Source organism: Alistipes sp. AF14-19, from assembly GCF_003461645.1.
GTDB lineage: Bacteria > Bacteroidota > Bacteroidia > Bacteroidales > Rikenellaceae > Alistipes > Alistipes shahii.
This window is the reverse complement of the sequence record NZ_QTXM01000007.1, coordinates 96,180-114,877: the sequence shown is the minus strand read 5'-3', so window position 1 is coordinate 114,877 and position 18,698 is coordinate 96,180. Positions and strand designations below refer to the sequence as shown.

The window sequence follows — 18,698 nt, the reverse complement described above, 5'->3', positions numbered from 1 at the left end:
GGATTATGACAGTTTTTCCACGGTGTCTCCCGAACAGCTGTCGCTGATCCAGAAGGAACCGTTGGTTACCGAAGTCTTTTCGACCTCGAACTCATAGGCGCGGAACTTACGGCGGGCCACCACCTCGTCGAATGTGGCGGAGACGCCTCCTGTCGTCCGGTTCCGGCGGACAGCCCATCCGCTTCCGGAAAGGCCCGGGGAAAAGAACTCCGAAGAGAGCGACCCGGTAAAGACGCTGTTTCCGTAATGCCGGATACCGTCCTCCACCGCTTGCAGGCGTAACGCCTCTGTCAAGTATAGGATTCTGTCAGTAATCCGGGTGGGCGACGCATGGATTCCGATATGCCCGGCTGCTTCCAACGGAACAGCGACCGTAACGAAATCGGCATCGGTGCGGATATGGAACGATTCGCTGTGACGGTTCTGCGGGGCATAACAGCTCACGGACGGACGGTGTGAAAAATCCGTGCTGTGAGGGATAGCCGTCCTTACGTCCTCTTCCTCGTAGATTACCTCGGAAGAAAGCGATACGCGCTCCCTGTCGCCTGTGAACATAAATCCCTCTGCTGTGCCCATCCGCAAGCGCTTGTGGATAACGATACCTTCATCGGAAGTGTCTACCCGGTATGAGGAGAGCAGGTCGGCGCCGTAGTTGTGGCGGACAGTCAGCGAGCCCGGAAAACAAGCCTTTCCGTAAGGGGAAAGCATCAGACACTCGCCGTCCACGTCCGATATGCCGGAGAACAGGCGTATCTTCGGGGTATGGTCGCCGCCTAAAAGAAGGTCACCACCGATACTCCCGAGCTGTATCTTGTCCTTGTCGGTACAGAGCAGTACGGGAACATCTCCGATCCGGATGCCGAACCCGTCCAGGAACGAGAGGAACCCGCCGAGCGCGACATCCTCTTCCGAAAACGAAAGCAGACATTTCCCTTTGTCGCCCAGTTCCACGCCTTGCAAGGCTTTCAGTCCGCCATCCATGACCGTACTCCCTCGCACCGTCAGATTCCGTCTCACCATGCCGTCCCGCATCATCCAATCCACCGTGTCCGTATTGGCGTTGCCACGATGATAGACATCCTGCCCGCCCACGGCCAGCCGTGTCGGGGAGATGGATATTCCTGTATCCTCGTCCCCGATAATCCATGCCCCTTTGGAATGTACCGTCGCATCCAGAAAGTCTATATGGGAAGCGTTGATTGTAGCGGTGGCCTTGTCCGCGTCGTAACGGAGCAACTGCCTGCCGCCGATATGCAGGCTGTCGCCCCCGACTTTCAGGTTGCCGGTAATCCTGATACCGTACTCGATGGCAGTTACCACACCTTCCGGATCGGTAATGTCCTGCGAATAGGTTTCCAGGATACGGGTGTTTCCAATGCCGGCTTCGAAACCGTAATTGGCACTGAGCTTGCCGGTCATGTCACCGCCCGATTTTTTCAGGTAATCCAACAGCAAGCCACCGCTTCCGGAACCGCCTTCTCCCGTAACGGCTCCGGCAATGGCGGATGCAAAACCGTAAGCGGTATTCTTCAGTCTCAGGCTGGTCTCGTCGCCTTCCTCGATGCCGTAAGGATGCTCGTCGTCCTTTTTCTGCTGGGCATTGAAAAAGTTATGGTACAGCTGTGCATAGATGGAATAGCACAGGCTCTCCTTGTCGAGGGTTTCTATATCGGGATGCAGTTGTACGCTCATTTGGTATAGCTGGTCTTGGAAAGAAATTTCTGGATACGTGATGTCAGCGAGATGAAGTTCGGCATATTGATCGGCGACATCGTGCCCATCAGTGTGGGAGTCATGATTTTCGAACATTCCGTCAGGAAGTCGAGCATCAGCCGGGCAAGCTCATTACCCAGAACCAGCGGCTCGGTGGCATTCTCGTCACCGAGCGTCACCTTGTTGTCGGCAACGGCAACGGTCGTGGAATTGACCTTTTGTACCACTTTATCTGCTGTCTGTCTGACTTCAGACTTGTCCACCGTATGCGTGATGCTTTCCGCATCGATAACGGTTGTCGCTTCCTTGTCCTTGTCATTCCTAACGGTTGTTGTGACGGCCGTCGGCGTATAGTGGGTGGAGGTCTCGTTACCGGTGGTTTCCAGTTCGTCGTAGTCCGGGGAAGAGTCGTTTTCCGGATCCAGTTCCTCCATTTCGGTCACGCCGATGACGGTTTCCGTGCGGGCATTGAGCCGCAGGATATCCACATGGGAGAAGTTAACCACATAGGCATAACGGGTGGCGGCATCCATGAAGATGGTCACGTCGGAAAAAAGTGCGGGGACGATCAGGAAGCCGCCTTCGCTGTTGGTGGCGGCCGAGAGCAACACGCCTTTATGGATAACAGGTTCGGCGGAGGCCGTCTCGTCCGGGTACTCGCCGACATCAATGGTACCGCCGTAGTCGGAAAACTCCTCGTCCGAGGGGTTGTCGTGTATCTTGGCGACATAGCCGTGTATCATGCGGGCCGTACCGATACCGGACATGCCTCCGGGAGCCAGATTGATACGCTCCATACTCCGTCCCAAGGCTATCTTGCGGATAGCCTCACGGATAAGCAACTGGTTGGATTTGTCTGAAGACATGAGTTTTTTGAAAGAATAGGAGGAGCATAGTTTATTGGTTGCCAATTATTTTGTACTTTTGCAAAGACAATGATATTACTTATGAAACAAGAAATTTTAGAATCCTATATTACATATATATTTGATTTCTTTCAAAAATCAAGATGCTTTAAAGCCGGGCAAGGTAACATGCTCAGAAATTTTAGATTTGCAGCTGAAAAGCAATTTACTCGTAATCAATTGGGTATATTGTATTTCCTGGTAAATACCCTCATTGATAATGGCTATCTCTACTTAAAAGATAGAGATTTTATAGCTCTTACGGAGAATGGTGCCGATGTTATAAATGGGGGAGAGTGTGTTATTCCTAAAATTTCCCTTGAGCGGACAATTTATGAAAAAGAGACCAGTAGATCAGATATATATGAACAGCTTTGGAATATTATCGGATCGAACAAAGAAAATGATTATGCGCCGCTGTATGTAGATGGACCATTGTTTTATAATACAATCAGGCCATATTTAACAACATTGTCGTTACCTCATACATATGGGGAATATATGGCAGAATTGCGGGAAAAGGAAGAATTTACATCAAGAATTAAATGGTATAGGACTTTATTTTTAGCTCTTGATGAGAATGATGTACAAAAATTCCTCAAAGATTTGTCTATCAAAATAAACAGGCTGCTGCTAATGAATACTCCAAAAGATGCGATACAAGAAGCTTTGAATCCTTGGGCAGATGTAGACATTCCTACAATCGATAATACGCCTCTGCCTGAAATTCTCAATAAAGTGGCGGAAGAACCAATTGTGAATAAAAACAAGCCGTTTGTGTTGATTTCGTATGCGTGGGAGGTAGAAGACAATGTCTTTATGAATTGGATTCAAACTTTCGCCAAAGATTTGCGAAGACGAGGGATTGATGCTCAAATAGACCAGTATCAACCTCATGGAACTGACTTGCCTAAATTTATGCTTGAAAGCATCCGTAAGGCAACTAAAGTTCTGTGCATTCTGACTCCAAAGTATAAAGAGAAAGCTGAATCCGGTAAAGGAGGTGCCGCTTATGAAGGGGGTATAATATCACATGAAATATATAACAATCAGGGAACCACTAAATTTATACCGGTTGTACGCAAAGGGTCTTTTGAAACTTCGACACCGGATTTCATTAGTGGAAGAAAAGGTTTTGATTGCTCTACTGACGATAAATACAATAGCGAACTTCCGAATATTATCAAGGTAATAAACGAAGAACCATTGATAGAAATTCCTCCTGTTGAATAACGGTAAATCTTATTTTAGATTTTTCTCGGTTTGACTTAACCGATTGAGAAATAAACTTTTAGCGAATTATTTGAGAAATAGAGGTAACGATTTAGCAACTGTGCGAATTTCAGCGTTTTACATTGCTATGCTGTCAAATAACTCTTTCATTTGCAAATATAACATCTTTTTCCGAAAGTACGAACTTTCGGTGACAATTTTATAAAATCGACTTGCGAAAAAAGAAAATTATCGTGAATGGTCTAACTCTATATACCAGCCTTCCTTGACGGGCTTGTATAGCGTAGTGTCATTGTATGTCCTGCGGTAAATTTTGTTCAGGTCGCCGTGTTCGGTGATACGGATGTCACGGCGGCTTCTCAATTCGAGATCGTAAACGAAACTCTTGGATGTTCCCGCATCCACGATGCCGTGGGAGTAGTACAGCATAAATAAGCTCACATATACCGAATCTGCCGTTTCCTGCTCCCTGCGGTCAACAAGGACAAGACCGCATCCAATCTCTGACAACAAGGAGTCGAGTTGTATTCGGTCAGATCTTGATAACCCGTGTACCGGCGTGTCCTGCACTTGGTTCGGTTGGTAGGATATTTGTCCTGCCGAATCAAGGATGAGAATATCGCAGGGAGAGAGCGGTGGATAGTGAAAGCTTCCCTCCGAACTCTCCGCCATGATTTTGCGTATCTTGTCGAATGCCGCCTCGTGCGTGGCGAAGTGGCGTATCATTTCCTCGTCCGTCGGCGGCATGGGTGGCTCGCAGCTTACGACCGATGCAAGCGTTAAAAGTAGTATTATGATAACTATCTTCATCTCTGTTTAAGCCCCACCTTCACCATGCCATGTGCAGGTTTGGGTATTGTTATCATAGTTATGTTCTATCCATTGCCCCGATTTCTCGCCGTCAGTGTATTGTCCCTCGATAGTTATATAGGGTTTGCCGTCCCGTGTCGATTCCACACGATAAGAGCCGTCAAGTTTTCCGTTACGGTAGTGGCGTATTATCCTGCTGCGAAGCGTGCTCGCATCCTCGAAGATTTCCCACTCCTCGCCATCTTTTTTCCCGTCGATATAATGAGATTCAAAAATCTGCTCTCCTGTCTTGCTGTCAAAGCGGCGCTCCCGCCCGCTCTCCACACTCTGCTTATATTCCTTTTCGGCTTCTATTTTGCCGTTACGAAAATAGGTCTTTACAGTTCCGTCTATCTTGCCTTGCTGCATGGGTGTTTCCTTTCGGGGAGTAACGCCGTCTTGGTAATACTCCGTGAATGTGCTGTTACGCTTGCCTTTGGCATATATACCCGATTCACGCAGCACCCCATCACGATAGCGGCGATAATCACCGTTTATCATGCCATCGGAAAATTTAACACACTCCTCGTCAAGTCCTCGTATAATGCGATATTTTCCCCGTAACGGCTGTTTTCTGCCTTTTTTATAATAGACCGTGCGCCGTGAGTTATCTGTTATAGTCTGCAAATCGCTCCATTCTACGATTTGTTGTGCGGAAACCGTGCCACACAATAGTAAAAAGATGTATAGTGCCAATATTCTATTCATTGTATTTTTTGTTTTTCAAGGTTGCGGCTAACACGTGGCTCAATCACCACGAAAAGCGATTGAGCCACACGCCATTATCCGCATAAATCGAACTTGTTAGCCTCTTCACTTCTTCAACAAAGCGAAAAATTCCTCGTATCGCTCGAAAGATTCAAAGAATCCTGCATGCAATGTTATTTGTGTATCATCCGTCAAGAAGATTTCCAATTCTCCTTCTTCATCGTCATATTTAAGATGTTTTATATCCGATATTTTAAATAAAAAAATCACAATGTTTTGTAAATATGAAATATTGTTTTAACTTTCGCATATTTAAGAGTTATGCGGCAGCTTAAAAAACGACAGCAAACCAGAAAAATCATCTTGACAAACCAACTTTGAATTATGAAGGGTGAAACTTTTCGGGGGCAACTTCCAGCATTTCCAAAAAACAGTTTTTCCATTGACTTGGCGACAAACAGACAATTTGGGAGTTAAGGTTTATTCCGAATTTTTCCGAAATTGACCTGACCTGATTTTTTCTGAAAATCGACTTTAAAGCTGTTTTGACAGATAAATCAGGCTTCTGTAACAGACAGGAAATAAAAGCTAAATATTTGACTTTAAGCTCAAAATCAAAAGAAGACTGATTTCTTTTAATGCGTAACAGAGTTGATTTGACAGTTGGTGGTGGCAAGAAACTTTCAGGACTTACCTCATAGACAAGTTTCAAATCAAAAAAAGTATGATAGAAAACAGTATATGGATTATAGAGCTTACTCGAAAACAACTTTTGAGCAGGTTCTAACTGAAGGACAATGGAACCTCCGAGAAAATTTTCAACACTCTCAAACATCAGAATTTTGAATATATCGGAAGTAATTCCATAAGGAATGTTTGACACCACCTTGAAAGGAAACTTGGGAACTGCAAAATTCCTAAAATCACAACCGACAATTTGAACATTGCGGGCATCAGAAAATAATTTTCGTAAATATTCAACCAAAGCTGTGTCGTTTTCAATAGCTACGACAATGTTGGCGATTTTTAATAAATGGACAGTGAGAAATCCCTTGCCTGCCCCAATATCCAAAACCGTATCCTGACTATTTATATTTGCTTGTTTTATTGCATCTTCTATTAGCACTTTATCAATGGTAAAGTGCTGACCCGTGAAACGAACGGGCAATTTCTTTTTTGTCATTAATTACTTCTTACAGGTTAATACTTGTCGGTTTTCTCCCCTTTCTTTATTATAGGATAGGTTACACTATCTGCATCGACAACGATTTTTCCTCCGTTCGCCGCCAAAGCACGGGCAAGATGAACCTTGTTCAATGTTATTACCAAGAGAACGAGTCCTCCGATTATAAAAACAATGGCAGTACTCGTAGGGCCAAGTATTCGGGTACTGCCTATTCTTATACCGAATGGATAAACGAGCGGCACGACAACCATACCGACTGATACAGCCAACATTGTAATGTTATCCTTGATAGGAGAGGCTGGAGCATAATTAAACGTTTTCATAATTCAAAAAAAATGTAGAGTTAATAAATATTTTTTAATAAAGTATCACCATTTTATATAAGTCCAAGGGCTTTTGGTATCTGTCAGTAAATCTTCTGCCAATCCAATCATGTTGGTAGTTCCCATCGACAAAGTACGACCAAGAACATAACTATAAGCATAGTCTTTCCAATTGGTATAAACTTCTTTGGTCATCTCGTAAGCGGCATTGATACACTGCATACATTCTTCTTTTACAATGTACTCTTGCTCAAGGCAAAGTCTGCTGATAAAGTTTAATCTTCCTGCATCCCACGCAAGTACTCCGAGTTTGCCCATTTCTTCTTTGGATACGACAATTCCAGCTTGTTCAATGTCCGGATATTTTTCCTCCATCGTTTCCAACTTTTCCAAACAGTCATTTCGGAAATCGGTGTGTTCTTTCAATTCTTCATTTTCATTAAGCCACTTCCTGCTTATATTACCCCCTCCTTGAAGAAAAGCCGTATAAGCATAGTGAAACATTGTTTGCGAGGGAGCTTGCGACAACCAATTCAAAGTTTCGATGGCACTATCCCTATCCGTTATACCAAAGTATTCACCTAAAATAACTTTACGAACAGAGGGAGTTACGCCAGTTTCGAATGTGTTCAATACACCTTGTTGTTGATATACATACAGATTGCCAAGACTTATCTTGCGTAAATCCGCTTCTGGCAAATGTGAATTTTCATCCACATTCAAACCATCCTGAAAGAAACTCTGCAATTTTGCAAGTCTTCCCCAAAGAGATGTCATGTCCATAGTACTATGTTTGTCTTTCCAGCTCCTTAAGACCTTTTATTATTAAACCACGAAGCGTGGAACTGCAATGCCACGTCTTTGTTGAAGGTCGTAGGAAAAACCTAATGAGCAGATGTAGTAATAGCAGCCCACGCTATAGCGTGAGAACCACTATGCCATCCTTGCTCATTTTGAAAATTTCCTACGTTTTCAACAACAAGATAAGCATAACGCTTCTTTCTTTTCTAATATGTCTTGGACGGAGTTTCCCTAATCCAACCACAAAGGTAGTGAAAAGTTGTGATAATCACTTATGTTGCAATAGATTTATTTGCTCGCTGTATAAAATTGGAGCTTTACAGTTTCATACCCCTGCTTTTCCTTTGCTGCTGTATAGGTTGCCGTATGTTCTGCCTTAACTTCTCGAACTGTTCCTTGAACCACTCGGCAATGGGCTTTCGGTCAATGGCAAGAACCAACCTCGTCCCGTCCGTGGGGTCTTTCAGCACTTGAAACCCAGCCTTTTCGGTCGTGAATTTCCGTCCGTGTTCCTCCGAGTAGAGTTCCCCCGCATACTCCAACGTCTTTCCCTTGACGAGCGTTGCGGTCTGCCTTTCATCGAATCCCACAAGGCGGCACAGGTTTTCGATACGGAGCATTTCACGCAGGTAGGGAAACCATGCCGCCGCCTTTGCGATTACCGTTTTCAGAAACGATATTTCCTGCTTGTGCCTTGTGTCCTTGTCCGCTATCTCCCTGCCGTGCTTTTGCTGCATTTCCCGTATCTCCCGGCTGTGGTCTGCCTGCATGGTCTGTATTCTGTCTTGCAGGGCTTCGATGGTTTCCTCGTGGTCGGCTACCTCCCTATGCAGGGCGGTGTTCTCCCTTTCCAACGTCTTGACCTTGTTACTGCCAAAAAGAGAACCGACACTCTCGGCAATGTTGGCGGCTGCAGCAGTTGCCGCCCCTTTCAGCTTCTCGGTCTGTATCTCTTTTTTCGCCTGCCTTAATTCCTCCTGCGCCGTTTCTTTCTGCTGCTGCAAATCCACCACCTCCGCTTTCAGACTGTCGGCGAGTTTCTGTATATCCCGATAATACTGCTGCGTGGACTTGTGGCGAGCTTTCGAGCCGTCTATGCCCCTTTGCAGCCCGTATTTCGCCATCGCTTCGGCATAGGTATCTTGGTAGGACTTCAATTTCAGCCGTGTCATAATATCGTCTGCGCACAGTCTCACGGTGTCGGTCGGCTTCTTGCGGTATCGCTTCTTCGTCTGCTCCTCCCGTTTCCTGCGCTTTCGCTCTCCCTTGACGATGGGGACGAGTGTGACGTGTATGTGCGGCGTTTCCTCGTCCCTGTGCAAGTGAGCCGCCACGATGTTCTCCTTTCCGAACGTGTCGGCGAAGTATTTCAGATTGTCGGCGCACCACTCGTCCAAACGCCCCTCTTCCTCTATCCGCTTCATGTCCTCGTGCGTTCCCGATACGTTGATGCGGATAGCCCGTACTTGGTTGCTTCCGATTTTGCGTGTCAGCCCAGCTTCTTCTAATCTCTGCTGTATAGCCGCCGAACGGTCTTTCACCCCGTTGGGGTATTCGATGAGCCTGCGGTTTAGGTGCGTGCGTGTGGGGTCGGCGTTCTTCGGTATGATGAAACGCTCGATATGTGCGGTCGTTCCGCTGTCGCTGCCGTGCGCCTTTTCCATGTGTAAAACTACGAAACCCATATATTCCTTTCTTTTCTGGCTTGTGAAACAATAAATCTGACTATCTTTGAGGGCGGCGAAATGCCGTCCCCGATGGGGTGTGCAGAGGGGCTTGCCCCTTGCCTTATTGGGGAATTTTCAGCGATACGTAGTATTGCGGCTCGGAAAATTCCCTAATAAGCTACGGTATTTTCTCCGTAAATACCCTGCGGCGTGCCGTCTGCCTGCCTTTCGGCTATGGCTGTCCCTGCCGTCTGCTTACCCATATAACCCCACCTTATTTTTCCCCTTTCGGTCGGTGGGTGGCGGGGCGGTCGTTTTCGTTTTCAAAGGCTCTTTTGCATGGGGCGGTCGGATACAAGGTTTTCCCGATAAATACACTCGCAGCGAAGCGAGAGGAAGATTTATCGGGAAACGGCGCAGCCGCCCGACCTTTTAGCCGACGGAAAGCCCCGTGCTTGCTTTGCCTTTGTAAACGGAAATGATTGCTCCGCTTTCTTCTGAAAAGAGAAATAGACCCTGCAATATATATCACCATAGTGATAGGTTTGCATGTTGGCATGTTGGCATGCTGGTACGTTTGCATGTTGCTATGTTGGTATATCATCACGCTTTCCAACGGCTGTTGGGCTTGCCGTCCGAAACAACCGACACGAACACCGTCGTTTTTTCTTTTCGCACGTGCATAATCCTTTCCAGCAATGCCTTGCGGACTTTCGCCGCCCCGAACGATTCGACACGGAAAGCGAGGGCGGCTATCGTTTCGAGGTTGTAAACCTCCGCGCTGTATCTGTCCGATATGCGGATAATGCGCTTTATGTCATATATACTCAAAACTCCGCTTTTGCAGAGTGCCTTTATCCCTGCCCGAACCGTCGGGGCGATAACCCCGAACAGTTCGCAGATTTCCCACTCGGTCATGGCGGTTGCACCTATATCGCTCGGCAGGGAGATATTGCCCCGCTCGTCCATCGTGATAATGTTCCTTTCTTCTTTCATCGGTATTCTGCTTTTAATTAGATGGCTCGGCAGATATTCTTCTCCATGTCCTCCAACTTGTGCGACAAGGTTTCCATGTCTTGGCTTATCTTCTGGGCGGTGATTTTGGCGTAAATTTGGGTGGTTTTTATGTTCGTGTGTCCCAAAAGGCGGCTTACGGTTTCGATGGGTACGCCGTGCGACAAAAGCACGGTCGTGGCGTTCGTGTGTCTTGCGACATGATAGGTCAAACGTACCTTGAAGCCACATTGCCTGCCTATCTCTTTGAGTATCTTGTTGCAGCTTCCGTTACTCGGAACGGGGAAAACATGACCGTCCCGAGCCAGTCCCTTGTACTTCTCGATGATACGCTTGGGAACATCCAAAAGGCGGATGTTCGATTCGGTGTTGGTTTTCTTTCTTCGGGTGATTATCCAAAGATTGCCGTCGAAGAAGGTTTGCAGGCGGTCGGCGGTGAGGTTCTTCACGTCCGAATACGCCAGACCCGTGAACACGGAAAAGACGAACAAGTCCCGTACAAGCTCGTGGGTGGCGTTCTTCATCGGTGCGTCCATGAGCGTCTGTATCTCCGTTCGGGTGAGGTAGCCCCTGTCCACGCTTTCGGGAGAGTTGATATATCCGGCAAAGGGATTAAAGGGCAAACGTCCGTCGTTCCTCGCAATGGAAACGATGTGTTTCAACACAATCATGTAGCCCCACACGGTATTGGTACGGCATTTCTTCTCCGTGCGCAAAAAATACTCGAAATCGTTGATGAATGTGAGGTTGAGTTCCTTTAACGGAATATCCTCACGCTTGTAGCTGTGGGGCAGGAACTCCCGAATATGGTTACAGACCGTCCGGTAACGGGTAAATGTACCTTGCGCCCTGCTGTGTCCGACTTTCTTCTCAAACTCGGCGTTGTGCTGCTCAAACAGCTTCAGCAAAGTTTCCTGCTTGACGCCGATACCGAGATAGGCGTCTTTGAGTTTGGCGGCGGTTACATAACCGTCCGTCTGCATCAGTTCTTGATAGCGGCGGTTTACCTCCACACGGATTTTATCTACCGCAAGGTTGATTCTCTGTGCTTCGACGCTCTTGCCCGAAGCACGGCTGTTCTTCACGTCCCACAACCGTGGGGGAACATCCATTTTGCAACTGAACTGTTTAATCTCGCCGTCCACCGTGATACGGCACATCAGAGGCAGGTTGCCGTTCGGCTTCTCGCTGCCTTTCTTCACGTAAAATAATACCTTGAATGTACTACGCATAACTCACTCCTTTTTTGGTTACAAAATTAGTTATTAGTGAGTTACCGACAGCTATGTAAATCGATGCAAAACGCAGAAACAGAACCGTTTAGCAAGAAATCTGCACCCGTTACGGGAGTAACGAGGTGGTAACTGAACTTCTGCACCGTTTGGCTTCGAGGTGGTATTTCGTTGGCTCTGTCCCATAGAAAAACAAAGCGTAACGAACGCTCTATCAGCTAATTCGCTACGCTCTGCCCAAATTTACTTTTTCGCTATGTGTTTATTTCCTAATTTTATACGGAATACTCAGTTGTTGCCTGTATCCACCCACCCCGAAAGTAGTCGTTACCTCTTCCACGAGGTATACGCCGTTCTTGGAAGGATTACGGTAGTCGATCAGTTCCACCTGTACGGCAGGAGACAGTCCGAAATCCCCGAATACTGTCACATTGCCGGTGATTCCGTTCAGATTGTAATTCCGAAAGTATTCCGTCGTCTCTTCTACAAGCCGGTCGGAATTGATTCCGACATGAGGTGACATATATGGTACGATGGTATATGTGGATAAATCCACCTTGGTCCTGGTCTTCGCTCCTGATGCCGTCGTGTTGCCCGTTACTTTGTGCGTCTTTTTTGAAATCTGCGTGGCATTGACCGTCTGAAACTCCTTGCTGCCCGGCGTCGCCGGGTCGTATTCAGGATTCATGCGTACTGTCACCTCAAAGAATTTTTCATCCGTCCCGAGTGCCTTGCCCGTCACCGCCAAAAACTTCGGATCGGTCTTGACCACTTTCAGGTTGCTCTGCGCCACATGCTCGTTGAAGTATATCCTGTACGGTCCTGTCGATTCATCCTCCGGGAATACCGGCTGAGCCTTGCTGGACGAATAAGGACGCCCGACGGCAATGGACGGTATGGCCCCGTCATCATCGGCATCGTATTTTAAAAAACAGTAGACCTTGTACTTCGACCATTCGGAAAGGATATCCGCTACCGTGAAGTTGTCCGTGACCTTTACCTTGCCGATATGTATCTCAAACCGCTTCGTATCCGAGTGTATCCTGAAGCCGGTATCTTTCAGGATATTATACTTGCCTTCCAGCACCTCGTTCACCGTCGTCCCTTTCGCCGGGGTCTCGAAATGAGGTGCCTGTTTCAGTTTGAGTTTGTAGGCCATATTCTCACACTGGATTTCCAGCGTGCTGTCCGAATTGTATCCGGTAATGTATCCGTCGAACATATTTTTCAGCACGCCGTTGTAGCCCAGCTTGATATTGATGCGCTGTCCGACCTTGAATGTCGTCTCGTCAACCAGACGCTGCGCGCTGCGTTTCTCGATGATGACACCGTCCTGCATCACCTCCGTCGTTATCCTCGACACGTCCTTGCCCTCCAATGTCACGTTCCCGATAATCGTGGAGCGGCATACCGACCCTTTCGGGAATATCACTTTGGCCGTTCCGATCAGCTTCTTGTAACTCTCGTTGATTTCGAGCGACTGGACTTCCGTAATCTCCACGCCGTTCTGTATCCTCATCGGATTGGATGGGTCGGCATCCCCGATGGTGATGCGACAGCAGAGGATATCCATTGCAGCTATACCCATAAACGTGTCAGTTTAAGCAACGAGGCGGGGTCGATGACCTCCGTACCGAATTTAACATACTTGATCCACTTGTTCGTGTGCTTGATGGCCGTGTCCACCTTTTCCTGTTCCGCCAGTTTCAGTTCCACGGCTTCCGATGGCTCCACGGCGACACAGTTCAGCGAATACGGCTGCACGTTCCGGCAATCCGTAGGCTGTAAGGTATAGCCCTGTATAATCAACCGTGAAATGTTGAACTGGCGCAATACCGTGTTGTCGCAATCGATGACACCCTTGTATTGTACCAGCCTGATAAACTTGGACACTTCCGCCTCGGGATACACGTCCGGGTATTTGGAGGTGATCTTGCCGTTGATGGTAATCTCGAGGTCACCCCCGGATATATATTCCTTGCGGGTATAGTCCCGCCCCTGTACCCGGGTCAGCAGGATATTGTTCCGGCTGCTGACCTGTACCTGCGGTCCCAGGTCCACGAATGTCACCAGTCCATACCGGCTGTTCGGCAAAACCTTGCACTCGCTGTTGTCATAATACTTCCCCTCCTCTGATATGGACAGTTCCAGAAAATCCGCCACTGTCCGGCCGACGATGGAATCGATATGGTTTTTCTTCTGCGCCACCGCCTGCTGTTCCCTGATGAGCTGGTAGTACTGTCCGGTCTTGTTCGCAAGGCTGGACTGCGACTGTGTCTGAAGATATTTGTCCCGCACCTGCTGTTCCCAGTATTTGAGGTATCGGGGATAGGAACGTAGCAACCCGTAAGCCGTCTGCGAGGCAACCTGTATGGCTGCCCGTTTGAGCAGGTCATGGTGCCTGGAGAAGTAATGTACCTGCCCGTCCTGCAATTCGGCAAGCCCCATGCCCAACGCCAGACGCGTGGCGTTGCTGATGTATCCGCCAAGCGAACCGTGGTTGAGTATGCCTCCGCTCAACAAAGTCGAGGCCGCGATTTGTATCAGTCTTCCCATAATCCTTTCATTTTATGCGTTCCAGGAGGCATCGAAGTCATGCACGACATCGATGAGCGCCTGTGCCAGTTGTTCTTTCAGGTTCTGTATCTCTTCCGTCTGCCCCTCCTTCGACTTCATCAGGTCGATGGTCCTGACACTGAGCAGGCTCTCTATGTTCACGATGACCTGTTTAGGTGCCGCCGAGGACAACCGCCCCGTGCCGGAATAGTTGCCGCCGGCCCCTCCGTCATCCAGATGCGTGTTGGTAATCGGGTTGGCAGCAAACGGACGTGTATCGTTGGAATCCGGTTCGTTGCCGTACTGGTCGGGAGTGAAGCCCGCCACGCGGAGGATGTTCTCGGCTGCCTCCGCCGAACCTCCGAAAGTCTGCCGGAGCGATGAAAAGAACTTCACGAGTGTCGTATGTGCCAGCTTGCGATGCGCGATGTTGTCTATACGCTGCGCATCGGTGGCGTTCTGCCCCAGTGCCCGCTGTTTCCATAGCCCGTTTTCGTCCTGCTCGAATCCCCAGGCCCTGAACTGGTCAAAGTCGAACCCTCCCTTACGCATCAGCTCATGCGCATTGGCGGCACTCGATATGGCATTCCGATAAGCGGTGGCGGCACGCACAATCTCCGGAACGGTCTGCGTGTTCATGTACCGGGCATAGTCGTATGTGCGGGCGGCAACCGCTTCCGACCTGTCCCCGATATCATTCACATAGACGGCCTTGCCATCCTGCATACGCCACAAAGACTTGTCGAGATCCTTCTCCTGTTGCCCGAAACGCTCCTTTACCGTCTTGAGGAAAGCGTCCACTTCCAATACCGTACCCATCTTCCCGAACTCGGCGTACGCGGCATCGATACGTGTCTGGCTGTCGCGTTTGGCAAGGGTGACAAGCGCATCCCTTATGTCATCCTGACGGGCTTTGTCCATGTTATACACATGGTCTCGCGATACCATCCCCTCAGATGAAGCGATGGCAAATTCCCCCAAGAACCCGGCCCACCAGTTGGATGTGAAGGCTCCGATTTTATGTCCCGAAGCCTCTTCGATACTTTTGCCGGCAACGACCTCGTCCACGGCACGCTTTGTCTTGACAGCCATGTTATAGGTCTCGCTCAGGGAGGAGTAAAGTGCCTCTATGGACGGATAACGGTACTTGCGGTTCGATTCGATCTCTTCCAGTACGGCATCCTTCGCCTCCTTTATCTTCCAGGTCTTGTAAGCCACCCATCCCAAAGTCCCGACCAATGCGGCTATACCTGCCGTGGCGGCAACCGCGCCTGTACTGATGGCACTCAACGAGGCGGCAGCACCGGTCAGTCCGCTGCCGGTAGCCACCTGTGTGGCAAACAGCGACTGCAGGACTCCTTTGGCTCCGATGACACCGCCCCCGGCCATCAAGGCGCGGTTCATCGCTCCCCGTCCCGCCACGCCTGCGGACTGCATGGCCGACACGATGGCCCGCTTCTGGGCAAACGAAACCTTACCGATACCACCCGCCCCCAGCAGCCCCTGCACGGCACTGATTGATGTCGTGGCCGCAGACTGTTTGCCGATAAACCCCATGGCGATGCCGATATTCGTCAGGGCTCCCGCCACCTTGAACAGCCGGGTCGCGACAACGCCTGTAAAGACAAGCGGTTCTATCCAATGGAAATTGCGGGTCACCCATGCGCCGATATTGCCGATCACGGTGAAGATGTCCAACAAGGCATTCCCGATGGACACCAGGCCACGGGTAAATTCCGGAGCCTTGAACTTTGCCAGAAAAGTGCGGAGCACAGTGCGGATAGAGGGTTCCAACACCTCGTATGCCTGCATGAACCCTTCGGTCAGCTGGGAGGTCACCTGCGCCCACAATCCCTTGGTCGTATTCTGCTTTACCAATGCCAGTTCTGAGGAAACGCCCTGGGACCCCCGGTTATATGAAGTCAGTTCTCGTAGTTTGTCGTAGTTCTTCAGGAACATCATCGCCGCGTTACCGCCAATTTTCCCGAAGATTGCCTGGACATCCGCCATCGACGCGCCCTTCTTGTTCAATTCCTCGAAAATGTCCGCTATAGGACGGAGTTTCTCGACCTGCACCCCCTCGATGTCGCGCATTTCCGTGAACCGGATGCCCAGGCGGTCCAGAACTTCCTGTGCCTCCTTGGTAGGTTTGGCAAAACGTGTGGAAAGAGCACGCAACGAGGTTCCCGCCAGCGTTCCCTTCAGACCCATATTGCCCAAAAGACCGATGGCGGCACTGCTTTCCGTGAAGTCCACGCCCGCCATACGCAGGTAACCGGCAGCCATCTTGTATGACTCCGCCATCTCCACGATATTCACATTCGAGCGGGAAATGGTGGAGGAGATAATGTCCGCCACGCTGTCCATGCTGTCGTTATGGATATCATAACCGGCCATGATGTTCGTGGCCAGGTCGGCGATATACGACACGTCGTTGTCACCGATAAGTGCCAGGTTCGTGATCGGGCGGATGGACTTGTTGATTGTCTCGATATTCATGCCCGCCATCGACAGGTATTTGACGGCACCGGCAATCTCCACGGCTGTGTATTTCGTGTCGATGCCGATTTTACGGACATGACGGGCCATACTGTCAAAACGGGTCTCGAATGTCTTGAGGTCGCTGTCCGCCACACGGAGGATGGAATGTGCCGATTCCATGATGTTGGAATAGTCGATGGCCTTCGTCAGTTCCGAACGGATCAGGCTGTAACCCATATAGGCATTGAGCATCGAAGCGAACGGGAGGTTCCTGAGTGACGGCGCTTTCGAATACTGGATACGGTTGATGGCGGCACGGCGTTTACTGCGGTAGAGCGTACCGGCTGCAGTATGTTCCCGCTGCATGAGCCTGACGGACTGCATCGCATTGCGCTGTTCCTGCCGTCTTGCAGCCTGCTCGGCCTTTATACGTTCCGTTTCTGCCTTACGGCGTGCCTGTTCTGCCTGCCGGCGTATTTTCTCCGCAGCACGGGCGGCATTCTTGCACTCCCGTTCTTTAGCCCGCGCTTCATCGGCACGCCGCTTTTCCGCCGCGGCGGTTTCTGCCAGAGCCGCCTTACGGCGCTGGTCTGCGGTAAAGAGCTCCTCCGCGTGGACCAGTTTCTGGCGATGCAGCTGCTGTCCTGCATAAAGCCGTTCCATCAGTTTTTGCCGGGCCTTTTCGGGCATTACGAAGGCCTGCGGAGCATATGGCACCGGAACGGAAGGTGTGAGTCCTTCGGATGGTATGCCTCCCTGCATGTTGAAAGAAATGACAGAAGCACTTTTGATACGACCCAATAGGGAAAGTATCTGCTGCAACCTGTTTTCCGCCGTCCCGGTCTTGATTTGCAGTTCCCGGTCACGTTCCATGGAAACCAGGGCGGAGTTGATTTTCCCGATGGCTTTGGTAATGCGTTTCTGCGCGTCTGCCATCGTGCCAACGGACGAGGCGGCATTCTTTTCGATCTCCGCTTTGCGCATCTCGGCAGCCTTTTTCTCGTAAAGGCTTTTGGCGTTGGCCTTGATTTTCTTGCTGTCCAAAGCCTGACCGGCATTGATGGTCAGGCTGATGCCTTTGGAAAGCGTGGAAATATCCGTGAGTAACCCCTTGATACGTTCCAGCTTCTCTTCGCTTTTTTTCGTATCGATGGTCAGGCGGTAATCGAAATTACGTTTCTTGCCGTTCTTGGTGCGGAACACGCGGTCTATCTCGTCCATCATATTCTTGATGTTCGTGACGGCCGGAGTCAGGGACGCTTTCGCCTGTACCAGCTTGCCTACCGCCTCACCGAAGGCGATAACCTGCTTGGTGCCCTGAGAGGCATCCACGTTGATGGAGTAGTTGACCTGATAGTTCTGTTCCTGAGCCATGGTAATGGGTACTGCGTTAAAAGAATAGTCTTTCCGCAAGGGCGGAGATTATGAAACGAAGGCCGCCGCAAACCGGAAGCTTACGGCGGCAGGTCAAGGAGTCCTCTCCGGCAATGACATCGGAACGGGCATACGGCTGATGAGCATCTGCTCGTGCAGCCACAACGCCTCTTCGGAAAGCATCGCGAACTCCTCGTCGGAAATCGTGTCGAGGTTGACGCCGGGAAAGTAGTGGCGGACATAGATCATCCGCTGGCGGATGCGCTGCTCGTCGGTCACTACCCACCGGCTTATAAGTTTACCAGGACACTCTGGCGGGTGGTGATCAGCTCGGAAAGCTGTCCCATCAGACCGAACAGGAAGAGCGACTCGTCGTCCACGAGTTCCTTATCTCCGTCCACGAAGCAGTCGCGGGCCAACGTGCGCATGGCGATTACCTCGTCCTTTTTGGAAGCGGCCATGAATTTGCTGAACTGCGGAAAGCTCGGTTCGGACATGTAGGCCACATAAATCTCTTTCTCGCCGTTTGCGGTGTCTCCGAAAACGACCATCGGACAAATCTTGCGGAGTTTCTTCTCCTCTTTCAGTTTGAGGGCTTTTTCCTTGATCTTGATCTCCTGTTCCAATGAAAGCATTTTTTCGTCCATATCGAATTT

Annotated in this window: 16 protein-coding genes; 1 reads left to right on the top strand and 15 read right to left on the bottom strand. The window is 49.6% G+C overall.

Annotated elements, in window-relative coordinates; all coding sequences use genetic code 11:
* Positions 1-3: 3 nt before the first annotated feature.
* Complete coding sequence (locus tag DWW03_RS08145; protein WP_117677918.1) at positions 4-1,692, bottom strand: hypothetical protein; 1,689 nt, start codon at positions 1,690-1,692, stop codon at positions 4-6.
* Positions 1,689-2,579, bottom strand: coding sequence for a hypothetical protein (locus DWW03_RS08140; RefSeq protein ID WP_004293592.1), 891 nt, complete (start codon positions 2,577-2,579; stop codon positions 1,689-1,691). Before DWW03_RS08140 ends, DWW03_RS08145 begins: the two co-directional genes overlap by 4 nt.
* 81 nt (positions 2,580-2,660) lie before the next feature.
* Between DWW03_RS08140 and DWW03_RS08135 the strand changes: the two genes are divergently transcribed.
* Positions 2,661-3,851 (top strand): toll/interleukin-1 receptor domain-containing protein, encoded by a 1,191-nt coding sequence (locus DWW03_RS08135; RefSeq protein WP_224200102.1) that lies wholly within the window; start codon positions 2,661-2,663, stop codon positions 3,849-3,851.
* A 228-nt stretch (positions 3,852-4,079) separates the two neighbouring features.
* Here DWW03_RS08135 and DWW03_RS08125 read toward each other — a convergent pair whose 3' ends face one another.
* The 13 genes from DWW03_RS08125 to DWW03_RS08060 form a co-directional block, all read right to left on the bottom strand.
* Complete coding sequence (locus DWW03_RS08125; protein WP_008144980.1) at positions 4,080-4,661, bottom strand: DUF4948 family protein; 582 nt, start codon at positions 4,659-4,661, stop codon at positions 4,080-4,082.
* A 6-nt stretch (positions 4,662-4,667) separates the two neighbouring features.
* Positions 4,668-5,408: a toxin-antitoxin system YwqK family antitoxin gene (locus DWW03_RS08120; protein WP_008144979.1), complete on the bottom strand. Its 741-nt coding sequence runs from the start codon at positions 5,406-5,408 to the stop codon at positions 4,668-4,670.
* Between the two features lie 382 nt (positions 5,409-5,790).
* Positions 5,791-6,591: a 23S ribosomal RNA methyltransferase Erm gene (gene erm, locus DWW03_RS08115; protein WP_117749078.1), complete on the bottom strand. Its 801-nt coding sequence runs from the start codon at positions 6,589-6,591 to the stop codon at positions 5,791-5,793.
* 17 nt (positions 6,592-6,608) lie between these two features.
* A complete protein-coding gene (locus tag DWW03_RS08110) occupies positions 6,609-6,917 on the bottom strand; it encodes a hypothetical protein (RefSeq protein ID WP_229532930.1) in 309 nt (102 codons plus the stop codon).
* A 45-nt stretch (positions 6,918-6,962) separates the two neighbouring features.
* Complete coding sequence (locus tag DWW03_RS08105) at positions 6,963-7,700, bottom strand: DUF1266 domain-containing protein (RefSeq protein ID WP_008144975.1); 738 nt, start codon at positions 7,698-7,700, stop codon at positions 6,963-6,965.
* A 335-nt stretch (positions 7,701-8,035) separates the two neighbouring features.
* The gene (gene mobV / locus DWW03_RS08100) at positions 8,036-9,403 is read right to left on the bottom strand and encodes a MobV family relaxase (RefSeq protein ID WP_054858168.1); all 1,368 of its coding nucleotides are present in this window, start codon (positions 9,401-9,403) and stop codon (positions 8,036-8,038) included.
* Between the two features lie 585 nt (positions 9,404-9,988).
* The gene (locus DWW03_RS08090; RefSeq protein WP_039848164.1) at positions 9,989-10,381 is read right to left on the bottom strand and encodes a hypothetical protein; all 393 of its coding nucleotides are present in this window, start codon (positions 10,379-10,381) and stop codon (positions 9,989-9,991) included.
* 17 nt (positions 10,382-10,398) lie between these two features.
* Positions 10,399-11,631 (bottom strand): site-specific integrase, encoded by a 1,233-nt coding sequence (locus DWW03_RS08085; protein WP_054856192.1) that lies wholly within the window; start codon positions 11,629-11,631, stop codon positions 10,399-10,401.
* Positions 11,632-11,893: 262 nt separating this feature from the next.
* Positions 11,894-13,219, bottom strand: coding sequence for a hypothetical protein (locus DWW03_RS08080; RefSeq protein WP_004293594.1), 1,326 nt, complete (start codon positions 13,217-13,219; stop codon positions 11,894-11,896).
* Complete coding sequence (locus DWW03_RS08075; protein ID WP_004293595.1) at positions 13,210-14,187, bottom strand: DUF6046 domain-containing protein; 978 nt, start codon at positions 14,185-14,187, stop codon at positions 13,210-13,212. Before DWW03_RS08075 ends, DWW03_RS08080 begins: the two co-directional genes overlap by 10 nt.
* 12 nt (positions 14,188-14,199) lie before the next feature.
* Positions 14,200-18,042 (bottom strand): phage tail tape measure protein, encoded by a 3,843-nt coding sequence (locus DWW03_RS08070; protein WP_004293596.1) that lies wholly within the window; start codon positions 18,040-18,042, stop codon positions 14,200-14,202.
* Between the two features lie 93 nt (positions 18,043-18,135).
* Positions 18,136-18,321, bottom strand: a complete 186-nt coding sequence (locus tag DWW03_RS08065; RefSeq protein WP_004293597.1) for a hypothetical protein — start codon at positions 18,319-18,321, stop codon at positions 18,136-18,138.
* Between the two features lie 11 nt (positions 18,322-18,332).
* On the bottom strand, positions 18,333-18,689 hold the full coding sequence (locus tag DWW03_RS08060; RefSeq protein ID WP_008860783.1) for a hypothetical protein: 357 nt from the start codon (positions 18,687-18,689) through the stop codon (positions 18,333-18,335).
* Between the last annotated feature and the right edge of the window lie 9 nt (positions 18,690-18,698).

Excerpts from the sequence above, each read along its gene's own strand:
- DWW03_RS08110 (WP_229532930.1), bottom strand. The coding sequence starts at position 6,917 with ATGAAAACGTTTAATTATGCTCCAGCCTCTCCTATCAAGGATAACATT.
- DWW03_RS08070 (WP_004293596.1), bottom strand. The coding sequence starts at position 18,042 with ATGGCTCAGGAACAGAACTATCAGGTCAACTACTCCATCAACGTGGAT.
- erm (WP_117749078.1), bottom strand. The coding sequence starts at position 6,591 with ATGACAAAAAAGAAATTGCCCGTTCGTTTCACGGGTCAGCACTTTACC.
- DWW03_RS08090 (WP_039848164.1), bottom strand. The coding sequence starts at position 10,381 with ATGAAAGAAGAAAGGAACATTATCACGATGGACGAGCGGGGCAATATC.
- DWW03_RS08075 (WP_004293595.1), bottom strand. The coding sequence starts at position 14,187 with ATGGGAAGACTGATACAAATCGCGGCCTCGACTTTGTTGAGCGGAGGC.
- mobV (WP_054858168.1), bottom strand. The coding sequence starts at position 9,403 with ATGGGTTTCGTAGTTTTACACATGGAAAAGGCGCACGGCAGCGACAGC.
- DWW03_RS08125 (WP_008144980.1), bottom strand. The coding sequence starts at position 4,661 with ATGAAGATAGTTATCATAATACTACTTTTAACGCTTGCATCGGTCGTA.
- DWW03_RS08135 (WP_224200102.1), top strand. The coding sequence starts at position 2,661 with ATGAAACAAGAAATTTTAGAATCCTATATTACATATATATTTGATTTC.
- DWW03_RS08120 (WP_008144979.1), bottom strand. The coding sequence starts at position 5,408 with ATGAATAGAATATTGGCACTATACATCTTTTTACTATTGTGTGGCACG.
- DWW03_RS08140 (WP_004293592.1), bottom strand. The coding sequence starts at position 2,579 with ATGTCTTCAGACAAATCCAACCAGTTGCTTATCCGTGAGGCTATCCGC.
- DWW03_RS08060 (WP_008860783.1), bottom strand. The coding sequence starts at position 18,689 with ATGGACGAAAAAATGCTTTCATTGGAACAGGAGATCAAGATCAAGGAA.
- DWW03_RS08080 (WP_004293594.1), bottom strand. The coding sequence starts at position 13,219 with ATGGGTATAGCTGCAATGGATATCCTCTGCTGTCGCATCACCATCGGG.
- DWW03_RS08105 (WP_008144975.1), bottom strand. The coding sequence starts at position 7,700 with ATGGACATGACATCTCTTTGGGGAAGACTTGCAAAATTGCAGAGTTTC.
- DWW03_RS08085 (WP_054856192.1), bottom strand. The coding sequence starts at position 11,631 with ATGCGTAGTACATTCAAGGTATTATTTTACGTGAAGAAAGGCAGCGAG.
- DWW03_RS08145 (WP_117677918.1), bottom strand. The coding sequence starts at position 1,692 with ATGAGCGTACAACTGCATCCCGATATAGAAACCCTCGACAAGGAGAGC.